Genomic DNA, 22,918 nt, shown 5'->3' with positions numbered 1-22,918 from the left:
TAACAGTAATTCTATATTTGACCAACCTTAAAATTTGAATTATGAAAGACACATCACTTTTTTCTTGGGATAACGGTTCATTTATAATGATTGTCGTATTCGGTTTGGTAGTAATAGGATTAGTTGCCGCTGTTTTAATTATGATAAATTCTGATAAAAAGAAATAATAGCACAAAAAAATAGGATGTCTTTTACAGACATCCTATTGATGATATTAACAATATTCGGAAGATTAACTTCTGATTAATTTTCTGTACTTCAATCGTTTCGGAGTTAAATCACCACCCAAACGTTTCTTCTTATTCTCTTCGTATTCAGAGAAACCACCTTCAAAATAATACACTTCAGAATTTCCTTCGAAAGCTAAAATGTGTGTACAAATTCTGTCCAAGAACCATCTGTCGTGAGAAATCACTACCGCACAACCTGCAAAATTTTCCAAACCTTCTTCTAATGCACGAAGCGTGTTAATGTCCAAATCATTCGTAGGCTCATCTAATAAAAGTACGTTTCCTTCTTCTTTCAAAGTCATCGCAAGATGCAAACGGTTGCGTTCTCCTCCAGAAAGTGTAGATACTTTTTTATTTTGATCGCTTCCCCCAAAATTAAATCGGCTTAGATAAGCTCTTGAATTTACCTGTCTTCCACCCATCATAATCAATTCCTGACCATCACAAAAATTTTCCCAAATTGATTTATCAGGATTGATATTAGAATGCGCTTGATCGACATATGCGATTTTTACTGTTTCTCCAATAGCAAACTCCCCAGCATCAGGTTTTTCTTCACCCATAATCATTCTGAAAATCGTTGATTTACCAGCTCCGTTTGGCCCGATAATCCCAACGATACCAGCTTGAGGAAGCGTAAAATTTAAATTGTCATATAGTAATTTATCACCATAGGCTTTTGCAACACCTTTGGCTTCAATTACATTGGTTCCTAAACGAGGTCCGTTTGGAATATAGATTTCTAGATTTTCATCTAATGCTTTTTGATCTTCATTTAGCAGTTTATCGTAATTCTGTAAACGTGCTTTTTGTTTTGTTTGACGGCCTTTGGCTCCTTGACGAACCCAGTCCAACTCCCTTTCTAAATTCTTTCTGCGTTTTGAAGCTACTTTTTCTTCCAGTGCCATACGGCTTGATTTTTGGTCTAACCAAGAAGAATAATTCCCTTTCCAAGGAATACCTTCACCTCTGTCTAATTCTAGAATCCAACCAGCAACATTATCCAAGAAATATCTATCGTGCGTTACTGCAATTACAGTTCCGGCGTATTGTGCTAAATGTTGTTCCAACCAAAGAACACTTTCAGCATCCAAGTGATTCGTAGGCTCATCCAGAAGCAATACATCAGGTTGTTGTAACAACAAACGACATAAAGCCACACGGCGACGTTCACCACCAGAAAGATTTTTAATTGGAGTATCAGCATCTGGAGTACGTAACGCATCCATTGCTATTTCTAATTTAGTATCGATTTCCCAAGCTCCAAGTGCATCAATTTTATCTTGTAATAACGCTTGACGGTCCATCAATTTTTCCATTTTATCGGCATCTTCGTAAACCTCCGGAAGACCAAAGCTATCGTTGATTTTATTGAATTCGTCTAATACTGCCATTGTTTCAGCAACTCCTTCTCTTACAATTTCAATAACCGTTTTGCTGTCATCTAAAATAGGCTCTTGTTCTAAATAACCTACGGTATAACCTGGCGCAAAAACCACATCACCTTGGTAGTTTTTGTCAACACCTGCAATAATTTTTAATAAAGAAGATTTTCCGGATCCATTTAAACCCAAAATACCAATCTTAGCTCCATAAAAAAAACTCAAATAGATGTTTTTAAGTACTGGTTTATCCGCTCCTTGATAGGTTTTACTCAATTTCGACATTGAGAATATCACTTTTTTATCGTCTGCCATTTTTTTTAATTTAAAAATTTAACATTTAACATTTAAAATAACTATTAAAGTCTGCCTTTAAGCGAACTAAAAACCCAAGCATTAGCCAAAAAGCCAACCCCTGCGGCCGCAAATCCCCAACCGGCTACATCATCATATCTGAAAGCGCCTAAACCTATAAGCAACAAACCCATTATGATCATTATTAAAGTAGCCCAACCTAAGATAGTATTTTTATTCATTCCCATATTTAGGTAAATTATTTTGTCTCGAAGTTTCGGAGTGCAAATATCGGTAATTTTAGCCGCTAATTAAATATTTTATAAAGCATTTCTCTTAATAAATCCGATTGTGACAACGCATTAGCACCAACACCTTTACTTTTTACATCAATATCCCTTAAAGCCCCAATAATTTGACTCACTTTTTTCATTGGATAATTCTTCAACGCCACATCATATTCTTTCAAAAAGAAAGGATTTACGCCTAATACTGCGGCAACATTTTTAGGATTTCTATCTTTTAATCCGTGGTATTTCAGTAATTGAATAAAAAAACCAAAAACCAAACTGGTAGTCATCACCATGGGATTGTCTTTTGGATTTTGGGCAAAATTTTCGGCAATGGTGTAGGCTTTTAGTTGGTTTCGTTCTCCTAATGCTTTTCGCAATTCAAATACATTAAAATCTTTACTGAAACCTATATTTTCCTCAATATGCTTTGGAGTTATTGTACTTCCAGCAGGCAGAATAATCTGTAACTTTTCGAGTTCGTTGTTTATTTTGCTTAAATCCGTCCCTAAAAATTCCACTAACATGGCATTTGCCTTAGGTTCAATCGAATATTTTTTCCCTGCCAAAACACGTTTAATCCACTCGCCTACTTGGTTTTCGTATAATTTTTTACTTTCATAAACGACACCATGCTTCGCTAATAGTTTTGTCAATTTTTTACGTTTATCCAACGTCTTATATTTGTAACAAAAAACCAAAACAGTTGATGACATTGGGTTTTCGGCATAATTTTCCAATTTATCAATCGTCCGAATCAAATCCTGTGCTTCTTTTACAATCACAACTTGGCGTTCTGCCATCATCGGATACCTTTTAGCGGTTGAAATAATATCTTCTATTGAAACATCCCTTCCATACAAAACAGTTTGATTAAAGCCCTTTTCCTCTTCGGTTAATACTTTTTCTTCTATATAATCAGATAATTTGTCAATATAATAGGGCTCTTCTCCCATCAAAAAATAGATGGGTTTGATGTTGCCGCTTTTTATATCATTTACAATTTTTACAACCTCGTCCATTTCTTTTTGTTTAAAGTTTAAAAATTAAAGTTTGTTGCTTCTAATGAAACTTTAAACTTTAAATTTTAAACTTATTTAATACTTTTGCTTTATGCAAAAACTAAATTTTCAACTTTATAACTTTCGGTTCAAAAATAGCGAAAATAAAGTCTCCATTTTTGATGAAATAAGGAAAAAATTTATCATTCTTACACCTGAAGAATGGGTTCGTCAGCATGTAGTCCAGTTTTTATTGGAAGAAAAAAAATATCCTAAATCATTGATAAATGTAGAAAAAGTACTAAAAGTCAATGGCTTGCGCAAAAGATACGATGTTGTAGTTTTTAATCCTGATGGTTCTATTTTCATTTTGATTGAATGCAAAGCACCCGAAATAAAAATTGCACAAGCGACTTTCGACCAAATTGCCCGTTACAATATGACGATGCAAGCACAATTTTTGATGGTGACCAATGGATTGAATCATTACTTTTGCCAAATGGATTTTGAAAATGAAAAATATCAGTTTTTACCTGAATTACCAATGTATGAAATCCAATAATCAAATAATCTAAATGAAAATAGCTGTTGTCATACTCAATTGGAACGGGGTACAATTATTAGAACAATTTTTACCTTCGGTAGTACAATATTCACCCGAAGCTACTATATATATTGCCGATAATGCTTCAACAGATGATTCCATTTCATTTGTATTGGCTAATTTCCCATCTGTTAAAAATGTAAAAAACGATACTAATTTAGGTTTTGCCGGCGGTTATAATGAAGCATTGAAACACATTGATGCAGAGATTTACGCTTTGGTCAATTCCGACATTGAAGTTACTAAAAATTGGCTACAGCCTATTCTTAAAACTTTTGAAAATGAAGCCGAAACAGCTATTATCCAGCCTAAAATATTAGATTTTAAGCGTAAAGAATATTTTGAATATGCTGGTGCTGCGGGAGGATTTATAGATGAATATGGTTATCCTTATTGTCGTGGGCGCATTTTTGATACTTTAGAAAAAGATAACGGGCAATACAATGATAATTGTGAGATATTTTGGGCTTCCGGAGCGTGCTTTTTTATACGAAGCTCAGTTTATAAGGAATTACAAGGTTTTGATGCTGACTTTTTTGCCCATCAGGAAGAGATTGATTTATGCTGGCGTGCAACCAATAAAGGATATAAAATAAAATACAATTCGGAATCTATTGTTTATCATGTTGGCGGAGCCACTTTGCAACAAGGAAATCCAAAGAAAACGTATTTGAATTTTAGAAATTCCTTATTAATGTTGACTAAAAATTTACCTAAAAATAAATTGTACTGGATTCTATTTTGCAGGATGATTCTGGATGGAATTGCCGGATTACAATTTCTTTCTAAAGGAAAATTCAATCATTTTTTAGCGATATTAAAAGCACATGGTTCATTTTATCTATTGTTTTTAAGTAATTTAAAAAAAAGAGAGAAATTTCAATCGAAAAAATACTACAATACAAAAAGCATCGTTTGTTCCTATTACATTAACAATGGCAAGGTTTTTGCAAAATAATTTTAACATTAATTTATGTATAACTTCTAACATTTAAAAACTAAATTTACAAATCAAATCTTTAAAAAAAAATTATGAGAAAAATAGTAATTGCCTTATCAGTATTGGCCCTTTTAACTTCTTGTGTTTCTAAAAAGAAATACACTGACTTAGAAGCCAGAAACAAAGAAACCCAAGATTTATTGAATTCTGCTACCGTAAAATTAAATTCTTGCTTGGAAGAAAAAGCGGGACTTTCAGCTACTGTAGCCGGTTTAAAAGAACATAATCAAACATTGATCAATACGTCAAAAGACATGACGGTATTGACCACTAAAGGGGCTGAAAATATTGAGAAAGCTTTAGAATCTATCAAAGAAAAAGATTTGAAAATCAGCAGAATGCAAGATGCATTAACTAAAAAAGACAGTGTTACTCTTGCTGTTGTAACTAGTTTAAAAAGTGCTGTTGGAATTTCTGACCCAGATATCGAAATAAATGTTGAAAAAGGAGTTGTATTTATCTCTATTGCAGACAAATTGTTATTTAAAACTGGAAGTTATGATGTAACGGATAAAGCAAAAGCAGTATTGGCTAAAGTGGCTAAGGTTGTGAATGACAAACCTGATTTTGAATGTATGGTTGAAGGACACACGGATAGCGTTCCTTACCTTGGAAACGGTGTTTTACTTGACAACTGGGATTTAAGTGTGAAACGTTCTACTTCTATAATTCGAGTATTGACGAATCAGTTGGGTGTTAAACCAGAGCAATTAATTGCGGCGGGAAGAAGCTCTTACGTTCCTTTAGTTGCAAATGATTCTGCTGAAAACAGAGCTCGTAATAGAAGAACACGTATCGTTGTATTGCCTAAAATTGATCAATTCTACGAAATGATTGAAAAAGAAATGAAAAAACAAAAACAATAGTTTCTGTTTGCAAATTGCAGTTGCAATTTAAAACAAAAAACGTCTCGACATTCGAGACGTTTTTTTTTGCTTTTTCAATTTTCATTCTTGTTTAAATGAATGACCAAATACTAGCGTAACACTATTAAACAATAAAAGCAGGTCAATGACCTACTTTCTATGCATCCATAATTTTTTTTAATAACCAATTAAATATAATCAAGAACAACATTACTTTATAGTAAAACCTAGATAGTATTTAAATCCGTTCTGTAAATATTAATACTATCCCTGCAAAAATTTTGCCATAAATTTAAATTTATTATAAAATATCCAAACTTCCTTTTCCTTCTCTTACCACAATAGGTTCATCACCAGACAAATCAATAATAGTCGATCCCACATTATCACCATAACCGCCATCAATCACCAAATCAACGAGGTTTTGCCATTTCTCAAAAATAAGCTCTGGATCTGTGGTGTATTCTATCACGTCATCATCATCGTGGATTGAAGTGGAAACAATTGGATTACCTAATTGACGAACAATTTCCAGTGCAATCGCATTATCAGGAACCCGAATACCAACAGTCGTTTTCTTTTTGAATTCTTTTGGTAGGTTATTATTTCCCGGTAAAATAAAGGTGTACGGTCCTGGCAAAGCTCTTTTTAAGAGTTTAAAAGTAGCGGTATCAATTTGCTTTACATAATCCGATAAATTGCTCAAATCGTGACAAATGAAGGAGAAATTAGCTTTATCCAGCTTAATTCCTTTTATCTTAGCAATGCGTTCGAGTGCTTTGGTATTGGTAATATCACATCCTAATCCGTAAACGGTATCTGTTGGATAAATTACTAAACCGCCATCTTTAAGAACTTTAACTACTTTAGCAATTGCCGCTTCGTTAGGTTTGTCTGCGTATATTTTTATAAATTGAGCCATGAGATTGAAGATTTTGATTAACGATTTTTTGATTTCCTGATTTAAAATTTCAGACATCTAGTTCTAGATTTACTCTGTTACTCAACACTGAAAAACTGACAACTGAATACTATCCTATAATATCCAATTTTGCAAATCGCAATAATAATTTCTTGATTCCACCGATTTCAAATTTTATTTCGGCTTTTTTATCAGCGCCAACACCTTCCAAGTTGACGACATGTCCTTTTCCAAAGCGTTCGTGCATAACCACATTTCCTGCAACGAGTTTGTTATCAAATAAATTTGCACTTCCAGAAGAAGCGGTATTACTAGAAACTGGTTTCAATTTACGAATATTTATATCCAATTTGGGTTCATTATCGGTAACCTGTTTTGGAGGTGTACTTCCTATTGGTTTTGCCAAACGCAATTTGGATTTATCTACATCACCAAAAATATCACTATCAATCATTGGTTTATAACGGTAATTATTTTCAGGAGGAGTCATATATTCTAAATACTGACTGTCGATTTCCTCAATAAAACGCGAAGGTTCACTATCCGTTAATTTTCCCCAACGGTAACGGGATTGTGCGTATGTCAAATAGGCTTGATGCTCCGCTCTTGTCAAAGCCACATAAAATAAGCGACGTTCTTCTTCCAGTTCGCTCCTGGTACTCATACTCATAGCACTCGGAAATAAATCCTCTTCCATCCCTACCACGAAAACATGAGGAAATTCCAATCCTTTGGCTAAGTGAATCGTCATTAACGCTACACGATCTTCGTCGCTGGTATCTTTATCTAAATCCGTCGCCAAAGCCACATCTTCCATAAACTCAGATAATGCACCACGGGCGCCATCAACTTCTTTTTGTCCTTCGGTGAAATCCTTGATACCGTTTAATAATTCTTCAATATTTTGGATTTTAGCCATTCCCTCAGGAGTTGCATCTTTCTTTAATTCCTGAACCAATCCCGTTTTCTTGGCAACGTGATCAGCAAGATAAAAGGCATCCTGATTTTCATTTATGGCTTGAAAACTTTGAATCATAGTAACAAAATCAAGTAGCTTTTGTTTGGTTCCCGAATTCAGTTTTAAGTCTATTCTCTCAATATTTTGCATCACTTCAAAAATAGAACGCTTGTAATGATTGGCCGCAATGGTTAATTTTTCGATTGTAGTATTCCCAATTCCACGAGCCGGATAATTGATTACCCGAACCAATGCTTCCTCATCTTTCGGATTGATAACCAATCGCAAATAACACAATACATCCTTTACTTCTTTCCTTTGATAAAATGAAAGTCCACCATAAATTCGATACGGAATATCTCTTTTTCTCAACGCATCTTCCATTGCACGAGATTGTGCATTGGTACGATACAAAATAGCAAAAGCACCATTATTTAATTGGTTTTGCATTTTTTGCTCCCAAATGGTACTAGCAACAAATCGACCTTCCTCGTTATCGGTTAAACTGCGGTGCACTTTTATTTTCGGACCAAAATCGTTGGCTGTCCAAACTATTTTATCAAGCTTGACTTTATTTTTATCGATGATAGTATTAGCCGCTTCAACAATATTTTTTGTTGAGCGGTAATTTTGTTCCAATCGAAAGGTTTTCACCCCTTCATAATCTTTCTGGAAATTAAGGATATTATTGATGTTTGCCCCACGAAATGCATAGATACTTTGTGCATCATCACCTACCACACAGATATTCTGAAATTTATCTGATAATGCTCTAACAATCAAATATTGAGAGTGATTCGTATCTTGGTACTCATCTACCAATATGTAACGAAAACGGTTTTGATATTTAGCCAAAACTTCTGGAAAACGAGTCAACAACTCATTAGTTTTCAATAACAAATCATCAAAATCCATTGCTCCTGCTTTGAAACATCGGTCTACGTAATTCTGATAAATTTCCCCCATTCGAGGTTTTTTAGACATGGCATCAGCTTCTTGCAAATCAAGATCATTAAAATAAGCTTTTACCGTAATCAAACTATTTTTAAAATTGGAAATCCTACTTAAAACCTGTTTTGGTTTGTATACATCTCTGTCCAATTGCATTTCTTTGATAATTCCTGAAATTGCACGCAGTGAATCTTGAGAATCATAAATAGTAAAATTCGAAGGATAGCCTAAATGTTCCGCTTCTGAACGAAGAATTCGAGCAAAAACAGAGTGAAAGGTTCCCATCCAAAGATTTTTGGCCTCACCAGCACCTACAATATCAGAGATACGCTTTTTCATTTCTCGAGCTGCTTTGTTGGTAAAAGTCAAAGACAAAATGCTGAACGCATCTATTCCCTGATTCATCAAATAAGCAATTCTTATGGTCAACACCCGCGTTTTACCAGAACCTGCTCCTGCAATAATTATCATAGGACCGTCTTTTTGTAAAACGGGTTCGCGTTGCGCTTCGTTTAGTTGATCGATATATTTATGCATGGAAATTTTTAAATTATATTATGCAAAAATAGCGATTTTGAATGAGGTTTTAAGTACCAAAAAATAACAATTGGTTAATTCATTTTGCTATTCATTTTAATAAGATATTCTTGTATTTATTATTTGAAAAACACATCGTAGGCAAATCGAATTAATGTACCGATTACAACAACCAAAAAGAAAATCCGAATAAAACTATTCCCTTTGTTTATAGCTAGTTTTGCCCCAATCCATCCGCCAATAGCATTACTGGCAGCCATTGGTATTGCTATTGCCCAAATAATTTTGCCTTTCAAAATAAACAGACAAATGGAACCAAAGTTAGTCGAAAGATTCACCATTTTAGCATTTGCGGAAGCGTGCAAAAAATCAAATCCCATGATAGCGATAAATGCCACGACTAGAAAACTACCTGTTCCAGGACCAATAAACCCATCGTACAAACCCACTATAAAACTGATTCCAATCGCATTAAGGATTTGTGTTCTGGGCGAATGTGTCTTTTCAACATGTTGCCCAAAATTCTTCTTTGCGTAGGTATAAACCACTAAAAATGAAAGGACAACCAGCAATAATGGTTTCATAAAATCATTAGTCACATAGGTCAATAATGTTGAGCCTAAAAATGCCGAAGGAAAAGCTAACAGCATCATAATCCCAAGCAATTTCCAGTTCATATCTACCTTTTTAAGATATTGATAAGCCGCAAAAGAGGTACCGCTAAAAGCAGGAACTTTTAAGGTTCCAATAACTGTTGAAACTGGTAAATTAGGCAATAATATCAACCCCATAGGTGTTTGTATCAGTCCGCCGCCGCCTACAATAGCATCTATAAATCCTGCGGCAAAAGCGGCTAAACAAAGTAAAACTAACACGTACGTTTCCATTCTAATAATCGAGATTAAATATTCTGGTATAAATGGTAAAAATACTATTCGAATTGATTTATTGCTAATAAAATCAAGTTGATTTATACTCAAAAAAGTATATTTTTGCTTTAATAAATCTTAAAATAAAAATGGAATCAATACCAATCATAGAATTACTAAGTTATACTTTACCGGCAGTTGTTACAGGGGTTGTGGCCTATTATTTTTTTGATCTTCATACCAAAAACGAGGAAGGAAGACGCCGTTATTTATTAAACAAAGAAGCACAAAAAAACGCTTTACCCTTACGTTTACAAGCTTTTGAGCGCATGACGCTGTACATGGAACGCATCAATCCTACAAAATTATTGATTCGAATTGCTCCTCTTTCACAAGATAAAAACGATTATGAAAATCTTATAATTGCACAAATCGAACAGGAATTTGAACATAATTTGACGCAACAAATTTATATATCTGATGAATGTTGGACTATTATTGTGACAGCTAAAAATGCTACAATTCAAATGATTCGTAAGGCAAATAGGAACGACCGTGTGGATAGCGCAGATAAATTGCGTGAAGTGCTTTTGAATGATTTAATGGAAAAACAATCTCCCAGTAATGCGGCTTTGGCGTATATCAAAAACGAAGTGGGGCAATTGTGGTAGAATATTGTCACCATCCGTTTTGTTTTATTCCAACAAAATTCAATAATAAAACCATTTCTTAAATGAACTTATATTCCTTATATGGTGATAAATACAAACCATATAAGGAATATAAGTTCATTTAAGTAAAAAAAATAGCAGACAAAATTCTATGTTTAATTGCTATTCTTTCACTAACCGATTTAATTGAAATTGTTCGCTTTCATTTAAATTCGGCAGAATTCTTTCGAAAGAAACTCTCATCATAGCATTCTTCAATAATCTTCTAATGTTATCTCTTCCAAATTTCGAAAATTGCCACATGTGATGTGTTGTCGCTTTTACCAAATTTAGCAATACTTCATCATTGATTATATTAAAAGCAAGTAGTTTCTCTAAAGCATCTTGACGAATGGTTGCTTCGTAATTAGACGATGAATAATTAATTAATTCATCTATTAATTGTTCTTTATTTATTGAATAATTAGGTGTCGATAATGCTAACGATAACCATAAAGTTCGCAGATTAAAGTCACTAAAACCGATCCATTCTTTTGATTTATCCAAATATCTAGCGCGTTGTTCCGGAAAATTATTCCATAAATTATATAATACTATTTCTTGTGTTTGATAGGATTTATCATTGAGTAAAGTTTCATATTGCAATCTAAAACTTTCCGGAATTTCATTTAGTGATGCTGCAACCGCTTGACGTACTTTTATGTTTTTAGTTTCCAAAGCCAAGCTTAAAAGAGTCACTTTATCTTCAAATTTTTCTAGTTTCAATTGATTGACTATTGCTTCTTTAACCGTAAAATAAACATCAGATTGTAGTATTTTAGCGAAAAAAACTTCTTTCTCCGACAAGGATTTGTTTTTTAATTTTTCCACTTCAAACAATACCTGAATTGATTTATTTTTATTCAATAAAGCATTAGCCTCTAGTGTATTAAAACTAGTTGTTTTAAGCCATACTTTACTAAATTTATTCAAGTCATAATGTGACACTTTTTTTATTTCAGCAAAGAAGTCTTGCGTATTTACCGTTTGAAATGAATGGTTTTTCAAATAGCCTTTTACTGCTTTTTTAAAAGCTTTATCGCCTATTGCTTCGTGTAAAACATACAATGCCCAAGCGCCTTTTTGATAGAAAGTCAACGAACTGGCTTTTGCGTTCAAAACTGGAATTGTATCGGTTCTGGAAGCAAACTTTAATTGTTGCGCTGATTCATATAATTTGGAATAAAAATAATCTTCGCCGTAAATTTCCTTTTCAGCCAATAAGGCATAATAGGTTGCAAAACCTTCCTGAAGCCAATGATGCTTGCTGCTTTCGGCAGTGACTAAATTACCAAACCATTGGTGCGCCAATTCATGTGCATTCACATTCGTATAGCTTCGGTCTTCAAAACCTGTTAAATCAACCACATATCGCGTGGAGAATAAAGTTGCCGAAGTATTTTCCATTCCGGCATACAAAAAATCACGAACGGGAGCTTGTTTATAAATTTCCCAAGGATACTTCACTCCTATTTCCTTTTCCAAAAAATCAAATAACTGCTTTGAATACCGATACGTTGGTTCGAATTTCGATTTGTCTTTGGATTCATAGTACATTTCTAAAGGAATTCCTGAATTTGATTTTTGTGTTTGCTTTTCAAATTTCCCAATGGCAAGCATCAGTAAATAAGAACTCATCGGTTTTTGCATGTTGAATCTCCAATATATCATCGAATTGTTATTCACCTTGTTTTTTAAGATTCCGTTAGAAATCACTTGGTATTTGGAATCAACAACGACTTCTAAACTAAAAATTACTTTCTCATTCACATCATCAAAACTTGGCAACCAATTGCTGGTGTTTTTTCCTTGTCCCTGTGTCCAAATTTGCACATTATCATTCTCTTCAGAACCAACAAAATACAAGGCTTGCTTTGGCTTGGCAACATAATTAAAACTAATATTATTTGTTCCTTTTTTGAAAGCGGACATCAATAAAATTTGCTTTCCATTAGTAGTAAATTGAATTTCTTTTTGATTCAATTCTACATCTGAAAAATCCATATTTTGTGCGTCAATTTTTATGGTATCTACTGGTTTTAAAACATCAAACCAATAACTAATTGTTCCTCTTACCGATTTATCTTTAGCATTAATTGTTATTTGTCCATGAACAGTTTTAAAATCTACCGACTGGGTTTGTTGGGCGAATGTTATTGCAGATAGTAGTAGGAAAAGGTATTTCATTGATTACAAAGGTTAAAACTGAGATTTCCAAAGTTACAAAGGTTTGCCAAACTAATAGAACAAATTTTGTAAGTTTACCCACAGAAAAACCTCAAGAAAACCCATTGAAAAAGAAAGCCCTATTTAATTGGAGCAGCGGAAAAGATTCTGCGCTTGCCTTATACAAAACATTCCAAAATTCAGAATTCGAAATTACCTGTTTGCTTACCAGCGTAAACCAGCAGTTCCAACGTATTTCTATGCATGGTGTTCGGGTGGGATTATTGGAACAACAAGCCAAAAGTATTGGATTGCCACTTGAAATCATGCAAATTCCTGAAATGCCCACAATGGAAGTCTATGAGAAAGTCATGCAGGAAACATTGTCAAAATTAAAAGACCAAGGCGTTACACATTCTATTTTTGGAGATATATTTCTGGAAGATTTACGCAAATACCGAGAAGGCAAATTAGCCGAAATAGGTTTCGAAGGTGTTTTCCCGCTTTGGAAAATTCCAACGCAAGATTTGATTCAAGAATTTATAAATCTGGGTTTCAAAACGATTGTTGTTTGTGTAAACGAACGATTTTTAGACAAAAGCTTTGTAGGTCGTGTTATCGATCAGGATTTCATTAACGATTTACCTGAAAACGTGGATGTATGCGGAGAAAATGGCGAATTTCACACGTTTACTTTTGATGGCCCGATTTTCTCTAAACCGATAGATTTTGAAATTGGAGAAGTTATTTATAGAAAATACGAAAAGCCAAAAGAACAAGATTCCTCTAATACCGCTTGTGACACGAGTGCTTCTGATGCGTATGATTTCGGATTTTGGTACTGTGACTTAATAGCAAAATAATTTTCAATAAAAAACTCCGAAGTCATGTTAGACAACGGAGTTTTAATTTTTTTAGATAATCCTAAAGAAGGTTTTAATCCAATTTTGGTAAAGAAAAACTATCAAAAACACTTTTTTCTTTCATAAGAGCTTCAATTTCATTTGATTTTCTAGGTGCTTCTCCAGATAAATTAACAGGACCATTAGCTGTAATTAAAATATCATCTTCGATTCGCACTGCTATTCCCCACCATTTTTTATCACAATCGCTTCCGTTAGGGATATAAATTCCCGGTTCTACCGTGAGCACCATATTTTCTTCAAAATTATTATACAAACCTGGATCATGAACATCTAACCCAATGTGATGTGAGGTCCCATGCGGAAAATACTTTCTAGATTCATCTGCTGTTTTAGTAATTCCTAATTTGATTAAACCATCACTGATTATTTTACGTGCCGCCACATCAGTAGCGCTGATACTGTTTCCAATTTTTGCAGTGGCAATTCCTGCTTCTTGAGCATCATAGACTAAATCATAAATTAGTTTTTGCTCGCTAGAGAATTTTCCGTTCGCAGGAATAGTTCGAGTTACATCCGCACTATAACCATGATATTCAGCCCCTAAATCCATTAGAACCAAATCATTTTCCACTTTCATTTTGCTGTTTTCAATATAATGCAATACACAACCATTATTTCCGGCTCCCACGATTGATGGATAGCCTTCAAACTCACTACCATACTTTTTATACACAAATTCATGTACACCTTGTATTTCACTTTCAGACATTCCCGGATGCATCGCTTTCATAATTTCACGTTGTCCCATTGCTGAAATTCGAACCGCTTTGGTAAGCAAAACCATTTCTTCTTTGGATTTTTTCTCACGCAAACTCGCCATGAAAGTTATAATCGATTTGGTATCGGTATTTGCTTTTTTTGCAGTAATACTTTTTTTAGTATTAATTTCATTTTGCAAATTAGAATCGGCTTGCTTTTCTACTTTTACATCATATCCAATTTGAGTTTTAAAAGCTTCAATCAATTTGTATAAATCGGCTTTATCCCGTTTTGAATTTCGGCTATCATTTTCAAATTCCTTAAATAGCACATTGTTAAAACTCATATAATCAATCCCAGAGTTGAGAAACTCTTTCCCGTTTAGCGCTACCTCAAAACCTAAATCTTTTTTAGCCCCTTCTGTTCCTAAACGTATTCCGGTCCACTGCTCCGCTTTTGGATTTTTTTCCTGAACGTAAAGCATTTCATTATAGGTTTTTCCATCTTTATCCGTTTGATTATTCGAAAAAACTACTAAAACACAATTCGGTTCTTTGTATCCGGTTAAGTAATAAAAATCAGGATCTTGATGGTACACATAATCAACATCATTAGCTCGGTTGCGAACAGGATTTCCAAAAAATACTGCCACACTATTATTTGGCATTTTTTTACGCAAAGCCTCTCTACGTTCTTTGTGAAATTGAGCCGATAAGTAATCGTTTGGAGTTCCATTTTGAGCAATCGAAGTACAGACAAAAAGTACTGTGAGGATAAAAGAAAGTCTAAAAGTCATCTGTTTATAAGTTAGGTTTTAAATGCTACAGCTACGCTTCTGTATTGTTAATTAGAAGTAAATGTAAATAATTTTGTGTTTATTATGTAACTTTTTCATTCAGAATTGTTTGTTATTTAAGTCTAAAAAAAGAGAAAGAGCACACAAAAGTTAAAAAACTTCGAGTACTCTTTTCAAAAGTGCCACATAATCCTAGAATTAACCCTAACCAAATCTTATGAAAAATGTTGTAACCTGCACTTATAATTTACTTTTTGTATTCTAATCCAGGCCCATCACAGTTTTTCCAAGTATTTGACAAGTTGTTGTTATCCGTAAAATAAAGTATCTCTTTTTGATTTCCATAACAGCTGCCTATAAGCTCACTATCATTGGGATATATTAATTCTAAATACATTCCGTCCGAATGACTTGTAGCAGCGTAAGTTCCCGAAATGGTAATTTTAATCCCATTTCTTTCTCTTGATTTTGTAAATGTTCCATTAGTGTTGAACAAATAAAACTCTTGCCATTCCATAGCTGTGCCCATCGTTTCGGAATTAGGAATAGAACCCGACATTTTTACCAAAGTCCATTTTCCATGATAACCCATACTATCCGTTGCCACGGAATCCTTTGAACAGGAATTAAAAATAGAAAGGAAAGTAACAAGAATGACAAAATGTTTCATGTATCCGTTTTTATAACTATTAGTTGGATAACAATAATCATAAAAGGTTGCGTCAAATTATAATTATTTTTTTCTAAGGTCAAAAAGGGTTTAAATTGGTATTATTTATTGATTCGTTGTCATGTATAAATGAAACGCCGCAGATTCTCTGATTATAAAAAAATCAGGGAATATGCGACATATTTTTTTACTTGAAAAGCGTTTTATTTTATCTTTCCTCGTACATTTTCAGCAACTGCGTCACGGTATTCCAGTTTCGGATAGTTGCGGTAACATTCAGTTTTTTCTCGATGTATTTTTGATCAAATCTAGTTTTCCCAGCTCCAACAGCGTATTTAATAAATATTCTGCTGCCATCAATACTAGCTTCATCCGGCTTGAATTGACTAATTTTCAAATCATTTATACTGGTGCTTTGTAACGCTGTAGAAATAAACGCCACGTATAATTTTTTAATGTCTATGTCTTTTTCTTTCAAAAAGGGATTGTTATTGAAACACGCTTCTAAATCCGTAGAGCTTATAACCACAACAGGCACTTCATGACCAAAAGCCTTGAAAATTTCCTGCTTTATTTTGAAACCAACAGCTGCAGCATTTTCTTCTTCGGTATCCACAAAAACATTTCCTGATTGTATATACGTTTGCACATTTTGAAAACCAATGGCTTCCAAAGTCGTTTTTAGTGCCTCCATTTTTATCATACTGTGACCGGAAACATTTATACCACGGAGTAATGCGAGATGAGTTGTCATTATTTAGCTTTTTATTTTGCGAAGATATTGTGTTTGGAGCAGAATTCGTAATTTAATTAATTGGGATTACTGATAAAAATAAGCTCGCTCAAGAAGACTTAAGCGAGCTTATTTTTATAGTTTTTTATCTTTAGCAAAGTTGTCGATTGTTGCCATTGCTAGCAAGGAATAAATTCAGTATCAAATTTGCACCTTTATAACAACTTTTTTTACTTTAGAAATCTGATCCGCTTTTACACAAGGTCTATGAAGATCATCCGGGAAAAATATAGTAAACATTCCTTCTTCTACTCTAATTAAAGAGGAGTCACCTTCATAGAAAGAATAATCTTTTTCTTCATCCGTAAGGATCAATTTTTGATTTTTTTTAGTCGTAACTCCCATCAATTCAACTCCTTTTATCACATATTGAATATCGATATACTTCGTATGTCCTTCTAACTTACAATCTTCAGCTTCCTTGGTGTCATATTCTTGTACAATTGCAAAAACAGCATCATTGTCAATTTGATATTTACCCGACTCTATTTGAGTTAAATCGGTGTTTCTAATAAATTCAAATCCTTTAGCGATTCTTTCGCTCAGGTTCTCATATAGTTTATAATTTTCAATTTTATCTAGTATCATTTTATATTTTTAATTGATCAGTAAGTTGTCACGATAAACTTTTTTATTTTTGCGAAGATATTGAGTTTAAGTCAAAAAACACAATTTCGCTTTTGATTAAACTTATGTTTAATTTTAAAATTTAACCATTAATATTAAATAAAATTAAGTTTTGAAACTCTTAAAGTTAACAAAATTCAACTTCATAATATCTTAGCAAAAAAAAATTAAATTAGTTATTCGTTTGATAATTGTAATGAAATAAGTAAGTTTGATGTTGAAATATATTTAAGTGCCGGATTTAAACAAAATTTATCTTTTTAGAATGTTACACATAGACAATATTAGTCATGTGTGGCAATATGGAATAACAAAAATAGATTCAATTAATGCAAATGTTAATTATCAACCTATTGGAGATGGAAGTTTAATAAGAAATCGAAATAGTTTCTTAATGCCAAACGGCAAAACTATTGGAAATTATATTCCTTTTTATTTTTGGAATAGAATGCCAATGTTGTACGTGATTCAAAATGGATTTAATGGCGTTAAAGCTACAAAAGCGGAAGATATTGTATACTATGTAACCTCTGTTTCGCAGATAATACAACATGGGATAGATTATGTATTTAGTGATGGTCATGCAGTAGATAGTTTTAGCAGTTTTTATTTACCAATAAATGTATCGAATATTGATACATTAATCGATTTAAAAGCTATTAAAGATTCATATTGGAAGACGATAATGATTTAGATAAAAAAAGACGAAAAGAAGCAGAATTTTTAGTCGCCAGTGACATACCACATTCTGCGAGTAATATTTTTGCAGTTTATAATCAAACTGCAAAAAACAAACTTCTTCAATTAGGAATACCAGATGATAAAATTTTAATAAAAAGCGAATTCTATTTTTAATATGTTAAAATTTGTAAAAGGGAATTTATTGGAAAGTGAAGCAGAAGCTTTAGTTAATACCGTAAATACTGTTGGAGTTATGGGTAAGGGAATTGCGTTGCAATTTAAAAATCAATTTCCTGGAAACTATAAAATTTATATTAAAGCTTGTAAAAACAATGAATTTAATATAGGTGAATTATTAGTCACTGAAGAGCATTCTCTTTTAAATGGAAATAAAATAATAATTAATTTTCCTACGAAAAATGATTGGCGTAAACCATCAGAATACGACTATATTGAAAAAGGATTAATAAAACTTGCCGAGTTAATCAAAAATAGAAATATTAAATCAATAGCAATTCCTCCTTTAGGCTCAGGTAATGGCGGTTTAGATTGGAATAAAGTTCGTCGAATGATGGAATATTATCTAAGAGATATAGATTCAGATATAATAATATTTCAACCAAATAATGCAATAGAAGAAGTTTTAAAAAAAGAACGTGTTAAGTTAACACCTGCAAGAGCAATGTTATTGGCTGTTTTATTTGATTTAGTAAGAAATGGTGAATTTGTATCAGAATTTGCAGCTGAAAAAGTAGCATATTTTTTACAGCGTTTTGGCGCAAGAGAATCTTTTAAATTAGATTTTACACCAAATTTTTATGGTCCATATTCCGGAAAAGTAAAACATGTATTATATTATTTGAATGGAAGTTATATAACCGGTTATAGTTCAAAAGATAAAAAGCCCTTTGAGGAAATTTTTTTAAGAGCAAATACAGAAAAAGAAATATTAGATTTTTTGAATATGTCTGAAAATCAAAATCATAAAATAGTCGTTGACAAAACCAAAAAATTCTTAAATGGGTTTTATTCTTCATTTGGTCTAGAATTATTATCAACAATAGATTTCATAATAGATACTAAAAAGACAAAATCAGAAGAAATTATTATAAATCATTTAGAACAGTGGAGTGAAAGAAAAAAAATGTTATTTAAAAACCCAAAATTTATAAAAATAGCAATCAATAATATAGAAAAACATCATAATCTTTAATTTATATTTATTAAAGTAGAAAAATCTTTAAATACTGTTTAAAAGATAAATTCTAAGTCTTTGATTTTTTTTATGTTTTTTAAATAACTCATAGAAAATAATTAAATATTACAAATTTACCTATCCAAGCATTCCCATTTCAGAATTTCCAAACAAAAAACTACTTTCGCTCCATCAAATTAAAAACCTGTTGTAATCCGCATTTTGCTTTTGCAAATCCGTTTCATCCGTGTCCAAAGAAATCTAAATGCAAAACCTCCTACTCACTCCCATAGAATACCTAAAAGGCGTTGGTCCCAATCGGGGCGAATTGCTGCGTAAGGAATTGGGGATTTATAAGTACGTGGATTTGGTTAATTTTTTTCCAAACAGATACATTGATAGGACGCGGTATTACAAGATCAACGAACTGCAAAACAATAGTGCCGAAGTTCAGATTATCGGTAAAATCATCAATATCAAAACCGTGGAATTTGGCAGGAATCAAAAACGGTTGGTAGCGACTTTTGTGGATGATACGGGCCAAATGGAACTCGTTTGGTTTCAAGGACACAAATGGATTGGAGAGAGTTTAAAGCTCAATGAAATCTGTGTGATTTTCGGGAAATGCACCTCTTTTGGAAATGCTTTCAATATGGCGCATCCAGAAATTGAGTTAATGACAGAGCACGAACAAAGCCTGCGTTCAGCTATGCAACCCGTTTATCCTTCAACAGAAACCTTGACGAATCGCGGGATTTCGAACCGGGTGATTAATAAACTGATGCAGCAATTGTTTCTGGAAACACAAGCGTTGTTCACGGAAACTTTACCAGATTATTTAATCAACGAATTAAAACTGATTCCTAAAAAAGCAGCTTTATTCAACATACATTTTCCAAAAAGCGCAGATGTTTTGGCGAAAGCCAAATTCCGATTAATATTCGAGGAATTGTTTTTTATTCAGTTGCAATTAATAACAAAAAACCTGATTCGGAAGCATAAAATAAAAGGACATCCGTTTGCAACCGTAGGCGAATATTTCAATGATTTTTATCAGAATCATTTGCCTTTTCAATTGACAAATGCCCAAAAAAGAGTAATCAAAGAAATACGAACCGACATGGGCAGCAACGCCCAAATGAACCGTTTACTGCAAGGTGACGTAGGTTCCGGAAAAACCATTGTGGCTTTTATGAGTATGCTTTTGGCACTCGATAATGGCTTCCAAGCGTGCTTAATGGCACCCACGGAAATTCTAGCAAATCAGCATTTTATTGGTTTATCCGAATTGGCCGAAACTTTAAATATAAATATTAGAATCCTAACGGGTTCCACCAAAATAGCGCAACGCAGAATCATCCATGAAGAACTGGAAAACGGTGCGTTACATATTCTCATCGGAACGCACGCTTTACTGGAAGACAAAGTAAAATTTAAGAATTTAGGCTTAGCCGTGATTGATGAACAACACCGTTTTGGCGTAGAACAACGCTCTAAATTGTGGAAAAAAAATACAATTCCGCCACACGTTTTGGTGATGACTGCCACTCCTATTCCCAGAACTTTAGCGATGAGTTTGTATGGTGATTTAGACATCTCAGTGATTGATGAATTGCCACCGGGAAGAAAACCGATTCAAACCGTTCACCGTTTTGACAGCAACAGATTGAAGGTTTGGAAATTCCTGCGGGACGAAATTGCTTTGGGCCGTCAAATCTATATTGTTTATCCGTTAATTCAGGAATCCGAGAAAATGGATTTCAAAGATTTAATGGACGGTTACGAAAGTATTTCCAGAGATTTTCCGTTGCCGCAATATTCGATTTCAATCTTGCACGGAAAAATGAAACCGGCAGATAAAGATGCCGAAATGAAACGCTTTTCGGAAGGAAAAACCAATATTATGGTCGCCACAACGGTAATTGAAGTTGGCGTGAATGTTCCTAACGCCAGTGTGATGATTATTGAAAGTGCGGAACGGTTTGGATTATCACAATTGCACCAACTTCGGGGTCGCGTGGGTCGTGGTGCGGAGCAAAGTTATTGCATCCTGATGACGAGCCATAAATTGAGTTCTGACAGTAAAACTAGAATGGAAACGATGGTGCAAACTAATGATGGTTTCGAAATTGCCGAAGTCGACTTGAAACTTCGTGGTCCCGGCGATTTAATGGGAACGCAACAAAGTGGTGTTTTAAATCTTCAAATTGCCGATTTAGTAAGAGACAGGGATACTTTGGCATTAGCCAGAAATTATGCTTTAAAATTACTTAAAGAGGATGCTGGAATGCAAAAACCGGAACATGCCGCTTTGAGAGCTATTTTCATAGAAATGACCAAAAAGAAAAACATTTGGAATTATATTAGTTAAATAAATATAGGAAATACATTTCTTAAATGTTTAAAACTATCATTAATTCCTCCCCAATGAATTAATTCTCCGAAAAATGTTTCTTTTTTCAATTACTGATTAAACCATTTCATCTTTTAAAAGTCTTATTTTCAATAGTATTGTGGGTATTTCTATTAATTTGTGAATACTATTTTTTGTTAATATTAATATTTGTATGTACAAACGTTAAATAAAAATTAACAAATCCACTAATCTCAGTTCTATAACCTAAATTTGTTTTTTAACTAAAAAACTGATACTTAATCCTACTTTATACCATAAAAAATGAAACTAAAATACCTTGTTTACACCTTACTACTTGTTGGAATTGGTAGTTTTATTGCCTATCGAATTTCAACAAACATTTCCAAAAATGATAACTCAAAAGATAAAAACGGGAAAGACAAACCCATGAACGTAAGTGGGATAATTGTTAAGACGCAAACTTTTGATAATAATCTGTCGCTTTCTGGATCTATTGAAGCAAATGAACAAGTAGAAATCAGAAGTGAAGTTTCTGGTATTGTTGAAGGTATTTATTTTCAGGAAGGCAGTAATGTCAGCAAAGGACAAGTACTTTTTAAAGTGAATGATATTGAGCTAAGAGCGCAATTGAGACAAATGACCACCAAAGAGGGTTTAGCATCCGAAAACGAAAGAAGAGCCAAATTATTATTGCAAAAAGAGGCCATCAGTCAAGAAGAATATGATGTTGCCAAAGCAGATTTAAGATCGGCACAATCACAAAGTCAACTGATAAAAGCTCAAATATCAAAAACATCCGTAAGAGCACCATTTTCAGGAAAAATAGGACTGCGTTCTATTTCGCCTGGAACGTATATCACACCAACTATTCTAGTAGCAAAATTGGTAAATATTGGTAAACTAAAAATTACTTTTTCGATTCCTGAAAAATATGCAACTCAAGTAAAAACAAATACGCAATTAACTTTTACTATTTCAGGTTCACCTGAAAAATATAATGCTAAAGTTTATGCCATCGAGCCAGGAGTTGAAGTAGCAACAAGAACATTACAAGTTCGAGCAATTGCAGAAAACAGAAACGGCAAATTATTACCGGGAACATTTGCGAATGTTGAATTGCCTTTGGATATCATTAAAGACGCCATTGTAGTTCCTTCTGAAGCTATTATTCCAGTACAAAACGGGAAAAAAGTTTTCATCTCAAGTAATGGAAAAGCTAAAGAAGTAATGATAGAAACCGCAACAAGAACCGATGCTTCTATTCTGGTTCTTTCAGGATTGAAAGCTGGAGATACTGTTTTGACAAGTGCTGTAATGTCATTAAAAGATGAAATTCCTGTTAAGGTGAAAGTTAAGTTATGAGTTAATAAATTA

General features: G+C 33.3%; 20 protein-coding genes and 1 pseudogene. 10 read left to right on the top strand and 11 right to left on the bottom strand.

Going from position 1 to position 22,918, the window contains the following annotated elements; all coding sequences use genetic code 11:
* The first annotated feature begins 41 nt into the window (after positions 1 to 41).
* A complete protein-coding gene (locus ACM55I_RS04130) occupies positions 42 to 167 on the top strand; it encodes a hypothetical protein (RefSeq protein WP_416845505.1) in 126 nt (41 codons plus the stop codon).
* A 65-nt stretch (positions 168 to 232) separates the two neighbouring features.
* Here ACM55I_RS04130 and ettA read toward each other — a convergent pair whose 3' ends face one another.
* Genes ettA through holA form a run of 3 tightly spaced genes read right to left on the bottom strand, consistent with a single transcriptional unit; the run spans position 233 to position 3,218 of the window.
* Positions 233 to 1,927, bottom strand: a complete 1,695-nt coding sequence (ettA, locus tag ACM55I_RS04125; RefSeq protein ID WP_039108176.1) for an energy-dependent translational throttle protein EttA — start codon at positions 1,925 to 1,927, stop codon at positions 233 to 235.
* Positions 1,928 to 1,971: 44 nt separating this feature from the next.
* A complete protein-coding gene (locus ACM55I_RS04120; RefSeq protein ID WP_416845504.1) occupies positions 1,972 to 2,154 on the bottom strand; it encodes a CAL67264 family membrane protein in 183 nt (60 codons plus the stop codon).
* 59 nt (positions 2,155 to 2,213) lie between these two features.
* A complete protein-coding gene (gene holA / locus ACM55I_RS04115) occupies positions 2,214 to 3,218 on the bottom strand; it encodes a DNA polymerase III subunit delta (RefSeq protein WP_416845503.1) in 1,005 nt (334 codons plus the stop codon).
* Between the two features lie 91 nt (positions 3,219 to 3,309).
* On the opposite strand from holA, the gene ACM55I_RS04110 reads away from it, so the two are divergent.
* From ACM55I_RS04110 to ACM55I_RS04100, 3 genes are all read left to right on the top strand, one after another.
* On the top strand, positions 3,310 to 3,759 hold the full coding sequence (locus tag ACM55I_RS04110; RefSeq protein WP_416845502.1) for a type I restriction enzyme HsdR N-terminal domain-containing protein: 450 nt from the start codon (positions 3,310 to 3,312) through the stop codon (positions 3,757 to 3,759).
* Positions 3,760 to 3,772: 13 nt separating this feature from the next.
* Positions 3,773 to 4,759 carry a glycosyltransferase family 2 protein gene (locus ACM55I_RS04105; RefSeq protein WP_416845501.1) on the top strand — a complete coding sequence of 329 codons (987 nt, stop codon included), beginning with the start codon at positions 3,773 to 3,775 and terminating at the stop codon, positions 4,757 to 4,759.
* A 74-nt stretch (positions 4,760 to 4,833) separates the two neighbouring features.
* Positions 4,834 to 5,667, top strand: coding sequence for an OmpA/MotB family protein (locus tag ACM55I_RS04100; protein WP_416845500.1), 834 nt, complete (start codon positions 4,834 to 4,836; stop codon positions 5,665 to 5,667).
* Between the two features lie 301 nt (positions 5,668 to 5,968).
* Here the strand turns inward: ACM55I_RS04100 and ACM55I_RS04095 are convergent, their stop codons facing one another.
* The 3 genes from ACM55I_RS04095 to ACM55I_RS04085 form a co-directional block, all read right to left on the bottom strand.
* Positions 5,969 to 6,589, bottom strand: a complete 621-nt coding sequence (locus ACM55I_RS04095; RefSeq protein ID WP_416845499.1) for an L-threonylcarbamoyladenylate synthase — start codon at positions 6,587 to 6,589, stop codon at positions 5,969 to 5,971.
* A gap of 109 nt (positions 6,590 to 6,698) precedes the next feature.
* Complete coding sequence (locus ACM55I_RS04090) at positions 6,699 to 9,035, bottom strand: ATP-dependent helicase (protein ID WP_416845498.1); 2,337 nt, start codon at positions 9,033 to 9,035, stop codon at positions 6,699 to 6,701.
* Between the two features lie 119 nt (positions 9,036 to 9,154).
* A complete protein-coding gene (locus tag ACM55I_RS04085; RefSeq protein WP_416845586.1) occupies positions 9,155 to 9,922 on the bottom strand; it encodes a sulfite exporter TauE/SafE family protein in 768 nt (255 codons plus the stop codon).
* A gap of 131 nt (positions 9,923 to 10,053) precedes the next feature.
* On the opposite strand from ACM55I_RS04085, the gene ACM55I_RS04080 reads away from it, so the two are divergent.
* Complete coding sequence (locus ACM55I_RS04080; protein ID WP_416845497.1) at positions 10,054 to 10,575, top strand: DUF7935 family protein; 522 nt, start codon at positions 10,054 to 10,056, stop codon at positions 10,573 to 10,575.
* Between the two features lie 162 nt (positions 10,576 to 10,737).
* On the opposite strand, the gene ACM55I_RS04075 is transcribed toward ACM55I_RS04080, so the two are convergent.
* A complete protein-coding gene (locus tag ACM55I_RS04075) occupies positions 10,738 to 12,801 on the bottom strand; it encodes a M1 family metallopeptidase (RefSeq protein ID WP_416845496.1) in 2,064 nt (687 codons plus the stop codon).
* Between the two features lie 104 nt (positions 12,802 to 12,905).
* Between ACM55I_RS04075 and ACM55I_RS04070 the strand changes: the two genes are divergently transcribed.
* Positions 12,906 to 13,643 carry a Dph6-related ATP pyrophosphatase gene (locus ACM55I_RS04070; RefSeq protein ID WP_416845495.1) on the top strand — a complete coding sequence of 246 codons (738 nt, stop codon included), beginning with the start codon at positions 12,906 to 12,908 and terminating at the stop codon, positions 13,641 to 13,643.
* Positions 13,644 to 13,716: 73 nt separating this feature from the next.
* On the opposite strand, the gene ACM55I_RS04065 is transcribed toward ACM55I_RS04070, so the two are convergent.
* From ACM55I_RS04065 to ACM55I_RS04050, 4 genes are all read right to left on the bottom strand, one after another.
* Positions 13,717 to 15,201 (bottom strand): aminopeptidase P N-terminal domain-containing protein, encoded by a 1,485-nt coding sequence (locus tag ACM55I_RS04065; RefSeq protein WP_416845494.1) that lies wholly within the window; start codon positions 15,199 to 15,201, stop codon positions 13,717 to 13,719.
* Positions 15,202 to 15,448: 247 nt separating this feature from the next.
* Positions 15,449 to 15,871 carry a hypothetical protein gene (locus ACM55I_RS04060; RefSeq protein WP_416845493.1) on the bottom strand — a complete coding sequence of 141 codons (423 nt, stop codon included), beginning with the start codon at positions 15,869 to 15,871 and terminating at the stop codon, positions 15,449 to 15,451.
* Positions 15,872 to 16,079: 208 nt separating this feature from the next.
* On the bottom strand, positions 16,080 to 16,625 hold the full coding sequence (locus ACM55I_RS04055; protein ID WP_416845492.1) for a DUF1697 domain-containing protein: 546 nt from the start codon (positions 16,623 to 16,625) through the stop codon (positions 16,080 to 16,082).
* A 180-nt stretch (positions 16,626 to 16,805) separates the two neighbouring features.
* Positions 16,806 to 17,252 (bottom strand): NanQ anomerase/TabA/YiaL family protein, encoded by a 447-nt coding sequence (locus tag ACM55I_RS04050; RefSeq protein WP_416845491.1) that lies wholly within the window; start codon positions 17,250 to 17,252, stop codon positions 16,806 to 16,808.
* Between the two features lie 304 nt (positions 17,253 to 17,556).
* On the opposite strand from ACM55I_RS04050, the pseudogene darT reads away from it, so the two are divergent.
* The 4 genes and pseudogenes from darT to ACM55I_RS04030 all read left to right on the top strand — a co-directional run bounded on the left by darT (position 17,557) and on the right by ACM55I_RS04030 (position 22,906).
* Positions 17,557 to 18,146: pseudogene (gene darT, locus ACM55I_RS04045) on the top strand (type II toxin-antitoxin system toxin DNA ADP-ribosyl transferase DarT).
* Position 18,147: 1 nt separating this feature from the next.
* Positions 18,148 to 19,185 (top strand): type II toxin-antitoxin system antitoxin DNA ADP-ribosyl glycohydrolase DarG, encoded by a 1,038-nt coding sequence (darG, locus tag ACM55I_RS04040; protein WP_465245404.1) that lies wholly within the window; start codon positions 18,148 to 18,150, stop codon positions 19,183 to 19,185.
* Between the two features lie 247 nt (positions 19,186 to 19,432).
* Positions 19,433 to 21,538 (top strand): ATP-dependent DNA helicase RecG, encoded by a 2,106-nt coding sequence (gene recG, locus ACM55I_RS04035; RefSeq protein ID WP_416845489.1) that lies wholly within the window; start codon positions 19,433 to 19,435, stop codon positions 21,536 to 21,538.
* 306 nt (positions 21,539 to 21,844) lie between these two features.
* Positions 21,845 to 22,906 carry an efflux RND transporter periplasmic adaptor subunit gene (locus ACM55I_RS04030; protein WP_416845488.1) on the top strand — a complete coding sequence of 354 codons (1,062 nt, stop codon included), beginning with the start codon at positions 21,845 to 21,847 and terminating at the stop codon, positions 22,904 to 22,906.
* The last annotated feature ends 12 nt before the right edge of the window (positions 22,907 to 22,918 follow it).

It is taken from the genome of Flavobacterium algoris (genome assembly GCF_048158525.1).
Taxonomy (GTDB): domain Bacteria; phylum Bacteroidota; class Bacteroidia; order Flavobacteriales; family Flavobacteriaceae; genus Flavobacterium; species Flavobacterium algoris.
This window is presented reverse-complemented; position numbering and strand designations above follow the sequence as displayed.